Origin of the sequence: Taibaiella chishuiensis (genome assembly GCF_003014535.1) — a bacterium.
Taxonomy (GTDB): domain Bacteria; phylum Bacteroidota; class Bacteroidia; order Chitinophagales; family Chitinophagaceae; genus Taibaiella; species Taibaiella chishuiensis.
On the sequence record NZ_PYGD01000015.1, the window covers coordinates 1 to 15384 of the forward strand.

Genomic DNA, 15384 nt, shown 5'->3' on the forward strand with positions numbered 1-15384 from the left:
CCGCGTAGACCTTGATATCTGTGCCGCAGCCAAGTTCACCCCGTTTCCTTTTCAAAGTTCCTACTTCTTTTATTTATCTCTTTTTTATCTAAAGGCCGCAGCGGGCGAATATAATATAGACAGGTTAAACAAATCGCTTTGCCGGGCCCGATAGGCTGCTTTCTCCTTTTCTGCCTTCCGCTGGGACCCTTCCGCAGGGACTCTTTGCAGGAGTCCCTGCGGGGACATCTAAGTTCGCCCTGTTTCCTCTTCAAAGTTCCTACTTCTTTTATTTATCTCTTTTTATCTAAGGGCCGTGACACTGCGAAAAAAAGTATTGACTACCCTACCAGTTCTCGCTGGCGAATATGATCCTGAGATCTATTTTCCCGCTGCGCCGCAACGGGCGAATATAGACAGGTTAAACCAATCGTTTTGCCGGGCCCGATAGGCTGCTTTCTCCTTTTCTGCCTTCAGCTGGGACCCTTCCGCAGGGACTCTTTGCAGGAGTCCCTGCGGGGACATCTAAGTTCACCCTGTTTCCTCTTCAAAGTTCCTACTTCTTTTATTTATCTCTTTTTATCTAAGGGCCGTGACACGGCGAAAAAAAGAATTTACTACCCTACGAGTTCTGGCTGGCGAATATAATATAGACAGGTTAAACCAATCGTTTTGCCAGGCCCGATAGGCTGCTTTCTCCTTTTTCGCCTGACCGGTAGTGCCGGTTAAAAGCGCTTTCCCCTCGACCTCTCCTGCGCGCTTTAATCTATCTCAAATCCTTTACAGGCGCTGTTCCTTGCACCCTGTTACCCCAACTTACCGGCTGTTCTATCTTTTAAGGCTCAAATTTATATAGCACCCGTATAGCACAAAAAAGATGCAATGCAAGGCATCTTTGACCCGGCCCTAACTTTCCTTCTTGTTCCATATTTTGCGGGCAGTCCAGAATAAGTCATCCAGCATCAGCAACTGCCGGTGCTGGATGACCAGTTTGTTGTCGAGATGACACAGATATGAACTCATATTGCGCAATGGTGTACCGGCAGTAGACCATTATCCTTTTCTCCAATATTTTGCAGGCAATCAAAACAATCTTATGGAGAAAAACACCTGAATATTCCCCTCTCTACGATCATTGCCCCTATAACGGGGATGATTGATCCGGCAAGGCGTCCCTGTTACGCCATCACGCATCCTGACCTTTAAGCCGGGAGAAAACATACCCGGTTAACGCACTCATCTTTTAAAACCTAACACAAAACAAATGAACACCACATTACGCCACACCCTGCTCACTGCATCTGCCGCACTGGGACTTATTGCTGCACATGGCCAGCAAAACAAATGGTTTATACCACCCCGCTTCTATGATATGAATACGGCGGTACCCACCTCCGTTGCCGCGCCATCCACTTCAAGTTATAACTATGCTTCCCAGTCCATCTACAACAACAGCGGCGCCCTGCTGTTTTATATCAGCGACAGATCTGTATTTAAAGCCGATGGCACTTATGCCTGCTCGCTGCCGATTTTCTCGTACGCCAATGGAACGATCAGTGATCTTAATCCAAAAATGATGATCGTGCCGGTGCCCAGCAACTGTAATAAATACTATGTCTTTTACTCTATGTTTGGTCCGCAGGGCTCATCGAATGTATATGCCTGCGTTATAGACATGAGTTCGGGATCTCCGGCAATAGACCCCGCCAGCCTGCATCCGGCAAGCGAGGATGGCGCCGCAACGGGCAGCAACCCCCTGCGGATCGGGAGCTATGGCACCTTTACGATATCCAAGCCTACTTCGAGTTTCAACGACCGGTTTCTGTTTGCTTTCAAAGATGGCGCCCTGCGAAAATTCATAATCGGAAGCACCGGTATCGGGGAAGCCGGTACGCTTTTTACCCTGCCGCCTGCCAACTATAATCCACCCAATATAGAACTGTCGCCCAACCAGCAGTTCCTTACGTTCTGCCCGGGATATGGCAACAACAACCTCTACCAGATTCAACTCAATGCATCTTATGATGCCGTAAGCACTTCCAATATTAATCTCGGGTATACCCCCAAAGGCATGCAGTACGATGCCACTTCGACCTATTTATTCGTATCTGGCAGCTCCGGTGTTCAATGGCATACTGCCGCTAATTTCACCACGGGAGCCTTTACAACCATCGCAGGCAGCACAGGCTGGGCCAATACGACCCTGGAGCTGGGTAAAACCGGGAATATCTATGGTGTTAACAGCAGTACCCAGCAACTGTCTTATATCAGCACCACAATGCCCTCGCCAACGATCACTGCCACCCCGATCCTGATCGGCCAGGGCGCCATCAATTTCCCGGTCGGTACTATGTACGCTTTACCGGCGCAGATTGACGGTCAGAATTATAACGATTTCAGCGCAAGGCCTTTACCCCGTTCCGACTTTTCGCTTGCAGGCGCTACTGCAAATGCAGCGGCCACGCCGGCTACAGCCACCAATGCTTATACCTGCAATGACATCCTTTTTGGTAATACGGGTACCCCGGGCCCGTACCTGCTCCAGGTTCAGAGCTGTGATGCCAGCGGCAACGTTGTGAGCGGCGCCGGCTACCTGAGCTATAACAGCGGTTACCGGCCTTACGTAGCAGGTTTTATCGATTTCAAATCCTTACCCGCTATCGGCTCGCCGCTAACGGAAACCTGGCTTGCTGATCCCGCCCATTACGGCTATTACAAAGTCACCCTGAATACTACCAATCTTTGCGGTGAAATATCGGCGCCAAAAATCAGCTACCTGAAATTAAATGCACCGCCGTCTTCCGCCACGATTAACTTCCAGATCAATAACGGCGTAACCGGTGTACCCTGTATCAACAAGTCCATAGCAACGGCATGCCCTACAGGCATCTACTCGGGAAGTTACAATATAGGCGCACCGGGAACCTCGTTTGCGTCGAACAATATCTCTTCCTTTAGCCGTAAAATAGAAGAAGTGGATTGTATAACCGGCAATGTAACCAGCCTGCTGTACCAGGATGCCGCCCCCGTGGTACCGGCCAATCCCAACGGCTCGGCTACAGGCCTTGCCTTGAATGCGCTCACGATCAATGGCGCAACCGGCTACTTTGTTACCAATATTGTAATCGGCAAATGTTACAAGTTCACGTTAACGGCAAGCAATGCCTGCAGTAATGCCTCCGATTGGTCGTACTTCAAATTTGACGGCTATTACCGGCCAACGCGTATCGAAGATGTAGCCAGGAGTTATGGCCTGGAAGTATATCCCAATCCTGCGCAAAACCAGCTAAAGCTTAAATTCACGCTTACAGCAAACACCGCAACCCGGTTGTCCCTCTACGACATACAGGGCAAATTGCTGATCGATGGACCTGAAACCCAGGGTACAACTGGGATAAACAACCAGGAACTGGATATCGCGCGACTGGCGCCGGGCATGTATATCTACAAACTGCATGTCGGTACGGAAACGCTTACCGGCAAGGTATCGAAACTGTAATACTACGCCTCCGGCATACCCATACAAGAGCTTACCCACAGAGTAAGCTCTTGTCGTTTATAGTGCCTAAAGCGCAAACGCATGATCGCGGCTTGCGTGCTATTTTACGCAACAAGTAAACGGTTTGTGCTTTTCGTTTGATGTGCTGTAGCAAGCGGATGAGCGCATATCTTACATATTAGCTCAAGGACGGCATTTTAGTGCCGTCCTTTTTCTTGGTCCTACGGGTAACAAGTACCCCTATTTTCCTATACGATCGTGGTCATACGCCAGCTGACCGGACCGTCCTGGCTGTACACCACTACTCCTCAACCCTTATCCGGCAGCCTGACTTCGTCGACTAAAAAGCTGGTCTTGCAACATCAGTTATTCCATCCATAACAACAAGACCTGCTATAAATGGAGGTGAAACTGCATCGGCATAAGCACCGCTCCTTTACTTTCGCCCTCCCGCACAATATGCATATTTAAAACACTGCCTGCTAGCGTCCTAAAAAATGTATACATAGTTATGTGTCCTATATACACAGTTATACAATGTCATTGCCGGGACGTTCAAAGAAACTTCAATTTGGTAAAGAAATCGGGAACAAGCCTGTTCCATCTTACCAAAACCATTCCATCAATTTTCCGGATCAGGAGGGCCGGATTGTAGTCCTTTGATGTCTTTCGTTCTTATGTGCCGGGAGCCTGATGGGGAAAATGAACGGGGCCAGGCCCCTTGCAACAAATCGGCGATCATCGATTATGCCGTACTAACACCAAATGAAACCACAATTTAAATGCACACCAAACACAAACGCTATGCAAAAAACAACACGAATCTTCGCCCTTTCCGCGCTGCTCTGCACGACGGGCGCCCAACTGGCCCAAGGGCAGGCCAACGACTGGATCATTGCCCCCGACAAACATATGCACTTTACGGAGTGCTGTAACTTTTTATCCACCCTGCCGGGCAGTTCAGGTATCGCCAATTGCGGAGCCGGAGCAGGTTACCGATGGGATCAGTATGCCGGCGTAGTCTCCGATGCCAATGGAAATGGGATGGCTTTTGTAAATGCCTGCGGCACGTACGATCCCAATACCGGGGCCAGTATAGGCAGCAACGCTTCTCCCTATACCTTTGCTGTACCCGGCTTGTGCAACCGGTATTACTCCGTGGGCTGGGCTACCGTAGGTGTTGGCGGCTCCAGGCACCAGGAGCTTTTTTTCCGCCAGCTGGATGCTTCCAATCCGGCCGCTATTGTTGAAACCAGCGCCACCAGCGTTTATTCCACCAGCAATATTACCCCGATTGCGTTGGCGCCGCTGGCAGCAGATGGCAGCCGTATGGTATATGTAAGCAATGATATGAAGCAGTTGATTGCTATTTATGTAGCAGCCAATGGCGCGATTAGTACCCCGGTGGTACGTGCTACGCTGCCCATAGGTATCTGGGATATGGAAGTATCGCCGAACGGCAAAAAGATCGTCATCAATCATGGGAGTTATGTCACCTTATTCGATCTGATCAGTAATACAGAGATAGCCCTGGGCGGCACCTTTCCCAATACCACCCGTATTTCCGGTATCGAGTATATACCCAATACCGTTAGCGGCGACCGGGTTTATATCAGCTACCACCAATCGGCTTCTGCATTAAGTTTCAATATGGAAGGCCTGGGTTATGTCAACCTGAATGCGCCCAATGTGCTCCAGGACGCCCTTACCGGTATGCCGAATACCCTGGCCAAAAGCGGGTTTGGCTTTACAGATATCGAGCGGGGCAAAAACGGCTATCTCTATTTCACCTACCATCCCGGCTGGGGCTCGCACTGGCTCAATAACGGGGATGTAGGCACGATGTACTCCAGCCTGGCCGATGTGCCCAGCTATTTTGTACCGGTATCGCCAGCTACTACGGTCAGCGCTATTGACCAGAATACTTCGGGTTATATTATACAGAAACAGATTGACGGGGAAGATTACCGGAGCTTTAGCCTTGCAGTGCCGACCTTTACCGTCAACGGCAAAAGCCAGACGCCTGCCTTCCCGGACATCATGATCTGCGACAATGAAGACGTGCGTTTGTTTACCTATGAGCCCAGTTATTATTCCGCTTATACCTTAACCTTTCAGAAAGGTACGATATCGGGTAGTAACTTCAGCCCGGGACCGACTTTTACAACGGGTTCGACCCCGAGATCCAAAACACGCGACACGATCAGCATTGGTTCTTATCTTGCGGGGTATTCGGGGGGTATGAGCATTACCTATACCGTCTACAACGGTTGTACCGCGCAGTCTTCCACGCAGATCGTGAACATAAAACGGGCCTCCACCCTGGCCAACTACAAGGCCATTACCAATCCCGCCTCCGGCTTCGAGGGCTCCAAGGATATCCAGAAAACCCTGCCGATCAATACGCCCATGCCTGCAGGTACTACTTTGAACAATTTTAAAAATGATGTGGCATCCAAGATTGGCTGGTATGGCGCCACCTCTGCCGGTGTGAATAGTATTACGACCAATGGCAATTATACCCTGAGGGTATACGAAGCCATGTACAAACTGGACACCGTTCCTCTGCCGGGTGGCGGATTCAGAGTAGACACAAATGGTGGCGTACGCCGCGTTTATGTGGACATCGATCCGGTAACCGGTGTGCGGACAACGAGTTCGGCTCCTGATGTCTGTTACTTTACCGCCTCAAGCCCGGTCACTAATGCCACTGTTCGTTTTAACAGCAAGTCGCTCCAGTTCCTCGATCCGGGCGACCCCAATGCCGACCCACGTTTCTATTTTGATAAAACGGTAAGCAACCAGGATGGCGTTGATTATTTCAGAGATTATTATACTTATGCCAGGCTTTCCGGCACATTGACTGACTACAATCAAAAAATATGGTGCGTGGATTTTACGGTGATTACCCCTGAGGGTTGTGTTGCCCGGAATCTCAGCTACTTCAGGATAGCGACAACCACGCTTGGCAATGGGGGAAGTGCGCGACCAGGTAGAACGGATGAGGAGGGAACGGGCATCACCGAAGTAACAGAAGCAACGGATGATGCCGTGCACGTTTTCCCTAACCCTACATCGGACAAGGTACAGCTCAGGTTCCCGGTCCAGTCTAAGTCGGCGTCTGTTGTTGTATACGACATGTATGGCAGGACGGTACTGACCCAGGCGGCACTGCCGCCCGGCAAGGCCACGCTTGACCTCAAGCCACTTCCCGCAGGTGTGTATAGTTATAAATTAATGATCGATGACCGTGCCTGTTATGGTAAAATGATCAAACGATAAATCAATAAAAGCAGCATACAGCGGCCCCCGGAAGGGGGCTTCTGTATGATAGCCGGGGCCGGTGTAATAAAAGCAGGAACAATAGTACGTAACCAGGAGCGGCCGTATATTCGTATTTCATTATTTTTACTAAGATAAATAACGGAATATTAGAACGTTCCTGTTAAACTCATCGGCATATCGCCTTACAACTAACTTATGATTCCAAACGGATCTTACAGAAATACCTTAAAAACTTTTTTTGCTTGTTTTGAACGAAGGATAACCTGCATCATCGTTGCATTGTGCCTGTATACCCCTTCAAAAGGACAGTTGTATAGTTCGACTAATTATGAGTGGCAACAAGGGTTCAATGCAACTACCGGGTATAACCTGGTCCAGGATCATAATGGTTATATATGGATCAGCACGGAAAACGGTTTGATGCGCTTCAATGGATATGGATTCAAGACCTACACGACCAGGGATGGGTTACCGGACAATGAAATAATAACACTCCATGAAGATACAGAAGGCAGGTTATGGTTATTGCCGTTTGCCCGGAATATCGCCTATATAAAAAACGGCAAGATCTACACGCCGCAAAATGACTTTTTATTGAGCAGGCTCAAATTAAGACGAAAGCTGGAATGGCTGTCTGTGAATAAAAACGGGGATATATGGATAGCCGACGACCAGCTATGGTTATGCAACTACAAAGACAGCTCCGTAAAAAAAATAGACAGGATTAATGGAAAGCCCTTCGACGCTACAGCCATAACCGGCAGATGCCTGGATGACAAAGGACGGCTGATGATTGTAGTTGACGCAAACATATACCGATGGTCAGATACGGCATTTATCAGGATTTGCAGTATGCCTGCCGGTACAACAGGTTATACCTACCTGGCAGACTCTGTTTTATACAATCCGCAACAGGGGCGCATCTTCTATTTAAATCAAAAAACAACAGGCCAAAAGCTTTCAGCAATAACCAGGACGCCCGTGATCAGGCATGTGCACAGTGTTACCAGGATATCCGGCCACGAAATGATGGTCACTTCCGATAATGGCGCCCGCATCCTGGATATCAGGACCGGTTTGCTAAAAGATACATTCCTCATGGGATCTAAAGTGGGTTCGGGTTTAAAAGCAAGAGACGGATCATTTTGGTTCGGCACAACGGGGAAAGGTATTTCCCGCTTTTTAAGCACTTATGTGAAACGTTTAGAACTGGGACCGGCCGCACCTTCGATCGTATCCATTAAAGGGCGGGAAGCAGGAATGAGCTGCACAACGGATGACGCCCTTTATATTACAGCAACTTACCAAAAGAAGACAGCCCGGTACGCAATCACTAAAATGGCACTGGCCCACGAGAACCGGCGGGCGCATTTCTTTTATGTCGGTCAGAATAACAAGGGCGATTGGATAACCTGCTCCGATTCGACCATTTTACGCAGGCGTTTAGGAGCAAGGTCGCTGAAACGGTTGCAAGGACATGTAAAATCGGTACTGGAAGAGCCTTCGGGACATTTAATTATAGGCTCCATCGATGGCGTGTTTCGTTTGAATAAGGATAAGTTTTTGTATACGGACACTTTTCTATTCCGGCAACGTATAACAACGCTCGCCCGGATAAACGACACGATTTATGCCGGCACATTTAACGGCGTCCTGGCCTGTTATCCCAACAAGCCCTATCAGCATATAACGCTGCCCGGGAATCAGGGCGACGGACATATCACCGCCTTGTCTCCGGGTAAAGACGGCCTTCTTTGGGTTGCCAACGGCAAGACAGACCTGATGGTATTGAAAGCGCAGCAATGGGTGCAAACGATCGGTATCCAGGATGGCTTGCAATGTAACCGGATCTCCTGTCTTAAATCTTCCGGAAATTTACTTTGGGTGGGAACAGATAACGGCTTGTTTGCGATAGCTCAAACACCACCTTATAAAATTGTACGGCACCTGACCTATGCCACGGGGCTTAACAGCAACCAGATAAACTGTATTGATATATACAAAGGGCGGGTATGGGTAGGGACGATTAACGGCGTTAATTATTTTGACGAAAGCGATATTTTCCGCACCAGTGACAGTCCAAAAATAATTGTCAATAATATCGAAAATGACGGCAAAGATCTATACCCGGGTAAAGACAAAATAACCCTCAGCAACAGCCCCCTGACTATAGATTTTGATGTGGTCGATTTTTCGGGTGGAACCAAACCGATATTCGAATACAAAATAGGCGAAAACAGCGAATGGATTGCGATTCAGGACAACCGGCTCTACTTCCCGGCGATACCCTATGGCAACTTCACCGTCTTCATAAGAGCCTTCTCTCCCAATTGGGGAGCAATACCGCTATTCATGCAGGCTTTTCAAAACCCGGTACCGCTGTTTCTTAAATGGTGGTTTATCCTGATCATGATCTTTTGCTGCTTTGCCCTGCTTCTGATTACCGGTTTCTTTACCTTAAGAAGGATACGGAGTAACGACAAGATAAAACTGGCCACTCAGCAAAACCTGCTGCTGCTGGAACAAATGGCATTGCAGGGGCAAATGAGCCCGCACTTTATTTTCAATAGTATCGCTGCTATAAAACAGCATTATGTTACCGGCAATACCCAGCAGGCAAACGGACTTGTGGATTCCTTCTCGGCTTTAATCCGGCAAACGTTTGAGATGGCTGCAGAGGTATTCGTTTCCCTGGATAAAGAGCTCAATTATTTACGGCACTATATGGACGTGGAAAAAATCCGCTTTAATGCTTCCTTTCAATACAGTATCCGGGTAGATGTCCAAATGTCCAGCCAGCATATCCCTGTGCCCGCTATGTTATTGCAACCTGTAGTTGAAAACGCGATCCGGCATGGCGTCCGGCACCTGCTCGACAAGGAGGGCCAGGTAGAGCTCTATGTACACCAGGCCGGTGAGCGCATTATATTTACGGTTACAGATAATGGTATCGGGCGACTGAAGTCATTGGCGATGAAGGACCGGGATATGCTCCAGCCCATAAATAGCAGCAGCGTGAACGAAAGAAGAATCCATATCCTCAACAGGCTATTCAACAATAAGATTGAAGTCCGTACCGACGACCTTATCGATGAAAACGGGCTGCCATCCGGCACCAGGATTGTAATTGCTTACCCGATCAGTATCATTCACGAAATATCAAAAAATGAAAATAGTCATTATCGAAGATGAAGTGTCTTCACAAAATTACCTGCAGCATGTATTGCACGCTTATTTTCCCAATTTTGAAATAAAAGCCATAGTGGATAGCGTACCCCTGGGTGTGACCGCTATTAATGAATACACCCCGGATATTGTCTTCCTGGATGTTGAAATAAAAGCGGGTACCGGGTTTGACGTACTCGGCAATGTAACCTACCGCGACTTCCAGCTCGTATTTACCACAGCCTTCAGTTCCTTTGCCGTACAGGCATTCCGGCACAATGCCATAGACTATCTCCTCAAACCGCTCAACGAAACCCAGATCATAGAGGCGGTGGACAGGTGCGTTCAAAAGTCTGCAGAACAGGGTAGAGCTGCGCTTATCGATAACTTATTGAGTAACCTGAGAAACACTTCGGGTCAGAAAATACGTTTCGTGGTTCATGATCCGGAAGGCCTGGATTTTATTGAACTGAGCGATATTGTTTATGTAGAAGCTAAAGGTAACTATACGGAATTCAAGCTAAACAACGGCTCGAAGGTGACCACCACAAAAAAAATAGGAGAACTCGAAGACAGTCTGCCGAAACAATATTTTTTCCGGACGCACCATTCCTACATCGTCAATATCCGTTGTATCAAACGGTATTACAAAGGCCGCGGCGGTTATGTCTTACTCCTTGATAATACATCCATACCCGTATCCTCTGCTAAAAAATATGATTTCATCAACTGGCTGGGTTAAGCTTAAGTTCCAGGCCCCGGCAAAAGGTAAACAGACAAAATTTAAATTCAATTTCTGCATTTCGGAAAATACCGATATATTTGCAGCATGGAATTGATCACCGTCTTTAAAGCGCTCAGCAACGAGATCCGGGTAAATATACTGATCTGGCTGAAAGAGCCCCGCCTGCACTTCCCTGCGGAAGAGCTGCAAGACTATGATCCCAAGCTTGGCGTTTGCGTAAGCGACATAAAAAAGAAGGCCGGCTTATCCGCATCTACAACATCCGATTACCTGAGCCTCTTACAAAAATGCGGCCTGGTGGATGCGACCCGCGTAGGTCAATGGACCTATTATAAACGTAATGAAAAAGCGATGGCGACTTTAAACAAAATGATCCGGGAAACTTTCTAATTTTTTAACCAATAATTTCGATAATAAGCGAATTAGCTAATCATGAAAGCAATTACAATCAAAAACTACGGCGGACCGGAGGTGCTCGAGGTAGCGGAAGTAGTTATGCCCGGGATAACAGCCCCCACACAGGTACTGGTAAGGGTAAGGGCATCTTCTGTAAACCCGCTGGACTGCCAGGTGCGGCGCGGGGATTATGCTTCCCAGTTTGAACTGCCAATCGTAACGGGCCACGATGTTTCGGGGGAGGTTATTGCAGTTGGTGCGGCTGTAAAAAAGTGGCTGCCCGGCGATAAAGTGTATTATTCCCCGCGGTTTGGCGGTCCGGGCAGTTATGCCGAATACCACCTTACCGACGAAGCCACCCTATCCCGCATACCCCACAACCTTTCTTATGAAGAAGCCGCAGCCATTCCGCTTACCGGCGGAACAGTATGGGAGATGCTGGTAACCCGTGCCCAACTTAAAAAGGGTGATTCCGTACTGATCCCCGGCGGTGCAGGCGGCGTTGGTACACTCGCCATACAATTGGCTAAATCATTAGGCGCTTTTGTATACACAACCGGCCAGGACGTATTACATGCCCCGTTGCAGCAACTGGGCGCCGACGTGATTATAGACCATCACCATAAGGACTATATACAGGAAATACTGGCTTATACAAAAGGAAAAGGGGTTGATGTCATCATCGATACCATAGGTGGCAATACGCTTTCAGAAGCGCCGCTTGCATTGGCGGAATACGGCCGGGTCGTTACCCTGGTTGATATTCCGCAGCCGCAAAACCTTATCCGCGCCTGGGAGAAAAATGCGACCTATCATTTTGTATTTACACGGCAAAGCAGGGATGAGCTTCAGCCCATCAGCCGGCTCATTGAATCCGGGGCCATAAAGCCCGTTATCGACAGTATCTATCCGTTTCACCAGGTCAGGCAGGCCCATGAAAGAATAGAGGATACAAAGCGCGCCAGGCCTTTATTCGGAAAAATCATCCTGTCTATGTAAAATTGCTATGTTTAAATGCTGAAGAGCGGCTTTCAAAATAGAAAAAGAAAAAAGGATCAGGTACGGGAGCCGATTATTTTGTTTTTGAAGAATTGGGCAAATTTTTTCAAAACATCTTTGCCCGCGGATTGTTAGTAAGATTAAATATTTAAAAAACAATGACGCTTTACAAAAACCTGTTCATTCTCCTTATCCTGTTTACCGGTAGCCAGACATTTGCACAAAACGATGCAAGCATCAAGGTCATTCGACAGGAGTACAACCGGGTTAACGCCCTTAAGCTGACCAGAGAGCATTTCGACTACGAAAAGGCCAGCTGCGTCGAGGAAGGAAAAGTTGATTATTACCTTGAAGGCAAAACGATCGTCAAAATAACAGAATCGGGATTTATAGGCGATGGTGGCTGGACAACGACGTATTATTATAAAGCAGGCCAACCTTTCTTTTGTTTAGACGTAATTGAAGGAGGGCCTGCAGCCGGCGACCACACCAGGACCGAACGCCGTATCTATATCAGGGAAGGCCGCGCTATTCGCGTATTGGAAGGCAGTAAGCCCATGAAGGATGAAAATATATCAGGAGAACATATCCAGCGTGCCAATAATTTTTATAAAGCTTACACGACTAAGAAATTTGGAGAAGCGCTCTGCGGATAGAAAACCGTGCAACAAAAACGCTATAGCGAAACTAAAGGGTTTAAAGGCTCCGGGCCATAGCTGCATCCATGGCAGCCAGGCGTTGCGACGGCTGCGTGTTGCAACCTGAATTATGATTTGTGAACGTTAAGCACAATAAATAGCGTTTGCATCGATCGGCTTAGGGTTCTTCATTCCGGGCTGCCCGTTATTCGTTCCATTATTCCTTTGCCAGGCTATGATACAGAAAGCAAACGATCCAGCGCTACAGCATATTTTCCCGGAGGGGCTTTTCATGGGCACCAGCGGCCTGTTACTGCCCTATAAGAACATGTCTTTTTATCCCGTGGCATTCACAGGTAAAAGCCGGTTGGCAGTGTACGCATTGCTTAATAACAGTATCGAGATCAACAGTAGCTTTTATAAGATACCCCGTAAAGCCACCGTAGCGAAGTGGAATGACTCCGTGCAGCCGGGATTTAAATTTACCTTTAAACTGATACGCACGGTAACCCACACCAAAGGCGCGGCTTTTCCATCCGGAGATGTGGAACGCTTCATGGAAAGTATAAATGCTATAGAGCAGGATAAGCAAGGCTGTATATTGGTCCAGTTTCCGGCCAGTTTCCGGATTTCCCAATGGCAGCATTTCGCCTCCCTGCTCAGCGCGCTTCACGCCCGCAATCAGGACCAGCACTGGAGCATTTCTGTCGAACTGCGCGATCCCTCCTGGTACCGGGAAGAGACCATTACCTTTTTAGAGCAACGCGCAATAGGCATCGTGATCCATGATAAGGCAACCGGCGCCTCAGCCGAACCGGAGCATACCGATTCCAGGCACGTATACCTGCGGTTTCATGGCCCCGAAGGCAATTACCGGGGAAGTTATGAAGATTTCTTTCTCGCGGAATACGCGACCTATATAAGGGAGTGGCTTCAGCAACAGAAAGAGGTGTTCGTTTATTTTAATAACACCATGGGAGATGCGCTTTCCAATATGAATACACTGGGGAAAGCAATAATCCATGCATAACCGGTGGGCAATTTGTTACGGACAAATGCACACTTTCAAGTCTAAATTTTGGTGTAAAGGACGCTATACGTTTTCGCTTACCCGTTCCTCTTGAACCTGAAGTAACAAAACAGAAGCGTCGCATTAAGTATCACCGAAAACCCGTTGGACAGCATGATCGGAAGCTCGCCTTTCATCGCCCCGTACCAGCACCAAAGGCCAACCCCGCATATAAGTACGCAGATCATGACAGGAGATATCGTACTCACATCCTGCTCCCGGATTACTTTAATCAATTGCGGAAGCATGGAAATGGATGTCAGCACGCCTGCTGCTATTCCTACAACAAATTCAAAATCTTTCATAGCGCTTCCATGGATTGATTGCCGGGCAACGACACCGGGGGCACCACATTTCTTATCCCTTACGCATCGCCTTTATGGCGGCCGCTGCCGCCAATCCTCCCAAGACATACCAGGCAACTGTCATAATTTCGGTACGCCTGCTTTTCTTTACCGGCGTATCATCAAGGCCCGCTTTACCGGGGATCGTCAGCGTGCCCAGTCCAACAGCCGCGCCCACAAGAACGCCCCTGGCCAGCATATGCTTTTTCCCGCCGATGCCAATCAGGCTATATAGCGCCGCATTAGAAGCGATATCGGCACCCAGGGTTGCGGCAACAAGCCGGGAGCCTGTGGGCGGCTCCAGACCCGCGGCGCTGACTGCTTTGCTCAGCGCCTCTTCGCCAAGTTTATCGACCTCCGGGGCAAGGGGATCCATCCTTTTAGCTACGGTATGAATAAGGTTCAAAACGGCGGCGCCGATCAAGCCGCCCAGCATGTTTTTATTGAGTAACATCATAGTGCCTGGTTTTATTGTTGACTATTCATTGCTTATCCGCTTTAAAGTATTACCCTCCCCGCTTTGCTTCCGGTACCGGGTTAAAACTTATGTGGAAGGAAATAGTAATTGCACAACATCATATGGCCACAAAAAGTTTAACCAAAACCAACGAAAGCCGCTAAGGCAAAGGAATCGGGGAATTTCTTCTACACGCCGGACTATTGCATCCCTGGTACAATGTCATTCTATTGCTCCTTCCTGTGCCAACCCTTGTCCAAGCCTGTTGCTATGCCCTTCCAATGCATGCCCGATCAGCCAGGGCCAGCCCGATTCGGTATGCTTATGTACTGCCGGTCCCAATTGCTATTAAGTACAAGGGATCAACAATCTAATTCAACATTAAAAGAGGAACCATTACTGGTTCCTCTTTTAGATGTTCACCGGGCCCGGGTTACGATCACAGTTCAAACGATGCTAAACCCGGTATCGATTTACAGTTAGCAAACGTGCACACAGCTAACGGCCTGGGTATGCGGCTTGTAACAGGCGCCACACAGCGGGTCGGTATCAAACAGGGCGGTCAGGTCCCGTCCGCCTTTCACGGTATGCGCATCTTTAGGCGTCAGGTTTACAACAGCATTCTTACTGAATTTCAGCTTGCTTAAGCGCAGTGCTTTCTTTTTCATAAGGCGTGATTTGATGAAATGTAAAGTTCGCAGTGCAGGGGTGCAATAAATGCCTCTGAAATCAAATTGCAAACCAGGCCGCGCCAACATTCCGTTAACTCATCTGTTCGCAGCGTTCCGCACCAAATCGTAGCCTCCCG

11 protein-coding genes are annotated in these 15384 nt (G+C 48.4%); 8 read left to right on the forward strand and 3 right to left on the reverse strand.

All coding sequences use genetic code 11. The annotated features are described in order from the left end of the window. The first annotated feature begins 1243 nt into the window (after positions 1 to 1243). From B0I18_RS23790 to B0I18_RS23825, 8 genes are all read left to right on the forward strand, one after another. Entirely contained in the window at positions 1244 to 3478 is a 2235-nt protein-coding gene (locus B0I18_RS23790; RefSeq protein ID WP_106525276.1) for a T9SS type A sorting domain-containing protein, read from the forward strand. 804 nt (positions 3479 to 4282) lie between these two features. Continuing rightward, on the forward strand, positions 4283 to 6760 hold the full coding sequence (locus B0I18_RS23795; RefSeq protein ID WP_181358601.1) for a T9SS type A sorting domain-containing protein: 2478 nt from the start codon (positions 4283 to 4285) through the stop codon (positions 6758 to 6760). Between the two features lie 312 nt (positions 6761 to 7072). Then, the gene (locus B0I18_RS23800) at positions 7073 to 9955 is read left to right on the forward strand and encodes a sensor histidine kinase (protein ID WP_181358602.1); all 2883 of its coding nucleotides are present in this window, start codon (positions 7073 to 7075) and stop codon (positions 9953 to 9955) included. Beyond that, positions 9930 to 10670 (forward strand): LytR/AlgR family response regulator transcription factor, encoded by a 741-nt coding sequence (locus B0I18_RS23805; RefSeq protein WP_106525279.1) that lies wholly within the window; start codon positions 9930 to 9932, stop codon positions 10668 to 10670. Before B0I18_RS23800 ends, B0I18_RS23805 begins: the two co-directional genes overlap by 26 nt. A gap of 87 nt (positions 10671 to 10757) precedes the next feature. Then, positions 10758 to 11063, forward strand: a complete 306-nt coding sequence (locus B0I18_RS23810) for an ArsR/SmtB family transcription factor (protein WP_106525280.1) — start codon at positions 10758 to 10760, stop codon at positions 11061 to 11063. Positions 11064 to 11105: 42 nt separating this feature from the next. After that, on the forward strand, positions 11106 to 12068 hold the full coding sequence (locus B0I18_RS23815) for a zinc-binding dehydrogenase (RefSeq protein ID WP_106525281.1): 963 nt from the start codon (positions 11106 to 11108) through the stop codon (positions 12066 to 12068). Between the two features lie 158 nt (positions 12069 to 12226). Further along, positions 12227 to 12724: a hypothetical protein gene (locus B0I18_RS23820; protein ID WP_106525282.1), complete on the forward strand. Its 498-nt coding sequence runs from the start codon at positions 12227 to 12229 to the stop codon at positions 12722 to 12724. A 217-nt stretch (positions 12725 to 12941) separates the two neighbouring features. Continuing rightward, positions 12942 to 13736 (forward strand): DUF72 domain-containing protein, encoded by a 795-nt coding sequence (locus tag B0I18_RS23825; protein ID WP_106525283.1) that lies wholly within the window; start codon positions 12942 to 12944, stop codon positions 13734 to 13736. A gap of 77 nt (positions 13737 to 13813) precedes the next feature. Here the strand turns inward: B0I18_RS23825 and B0I18_RS23830 are convergent, their stop codons facing one another. From B0I18_RS23830 to B0I18_RS23840, 3 genes are all read right to left on the reverse strand, one after another. Next, positions 13814 to 14080 carry a SemiSWEET transporter gene (locus tag B0I18_RS23830; protein WP_106525284.1) on the reverse strand — a complete coding sequence of 89 codons (267 nt, stop codon included), beginning with the start codon at positions 14078 to 14080 and terminating at the stop codon, positions 13814 to 13816. A gap of 52 nt (positions 14081 to 14132) precedes the next feature. After that, on the reverse strand, positions 14133 to 14576 hold the full coding sequence (locus B0I18_RS23835; protein ID WP_106525285.1) for a hypothetical protein: 444 nt from the start codon (positions 14574 to 14576) through the stop codon (positions 14133 to 14135). Between the two features lie 479 nt (positions 14577 to 15055). Next, a complete protein-coding gene (locus B0I18_RS23840; RefSeq protein ID WP_106525286.1) occupies positions 15056 to 15244 on the reverse strand; it encodes a class I lanthipeptide in 189 nt (62 codons plus the stop codon). Between the last annotated feature and the right edge of the window lie 140 nt (positions 15245 to 15384).

Coding starts and splice junctions, on each gene's coding strand:
- B0I18_RS23805 (WP_106525279.1), top strand. CDS start 9,930: ATGAAAATAGTCATTATCGAAGATGAAGTGTCTTCACAAAATTACCTG.
- B0I18_RS23810 (WP_106525280.1), top strand. CDS start 10,758: ATGGAATTGATCACCGTCTTTAAAGCGCTCAGCAACGAGATCCGGGTA.
- B0I18_RS23815 (WP_106525281.1), top strand. CDS start 11,106: ATGAAAGCAATTACAATCAAAAACTACGGCGGACCGGAGGTGCTCGAG.
- B0I18_RS23830 (WP_106525284.1), bottom strand. CDS start 14,080: ATGAAAGATTTTGAATTTGTTGTAGGAATAGCAGCAGGCGTGCTGACA.
- B0I18_RS23795 (WP_181358601.1), top strand. CDS start 4,283: ATGCAAAAAACAACACGAATCTTCGCCCTTTCCGCGCTGCTCTGCACG.
- B0I18_RS23825 (WP_106525283.1), top strand. CDS start 12,942: ATGATACAGAAAGCAAACGATCCAGCGCTACAGCATATTTTCCCGGAG.
- B0I18_RS23840 (WP_106525286.1), bottom strand. CDS start 15,244: ATGAAAAAGAAAGCACTGCGCTTAAGCAAGCTGAAATTCAGTAAGAAT.
- B0I18_RS23790 (WP_106525276.1), top strand. CDS start 1,244: ATGAACACCACATTACGCCACACCCTGCTCACTGCATCTGCCGCACTG.
- B0I18_RS23835 (WP_106525285.1), bottom strand. CDS start 14,576: ATGATGTTACTCAATAAAAACATGCTGGGCGGCTTGATCGGCGCCGCC.
- B0I18_RS23820 (WP_106525282.1), top strand. CDS start 12,227: ATGACGCTTTACAAAAACCTGTTCATTCTCCTTATCCTGTTTACCGGT.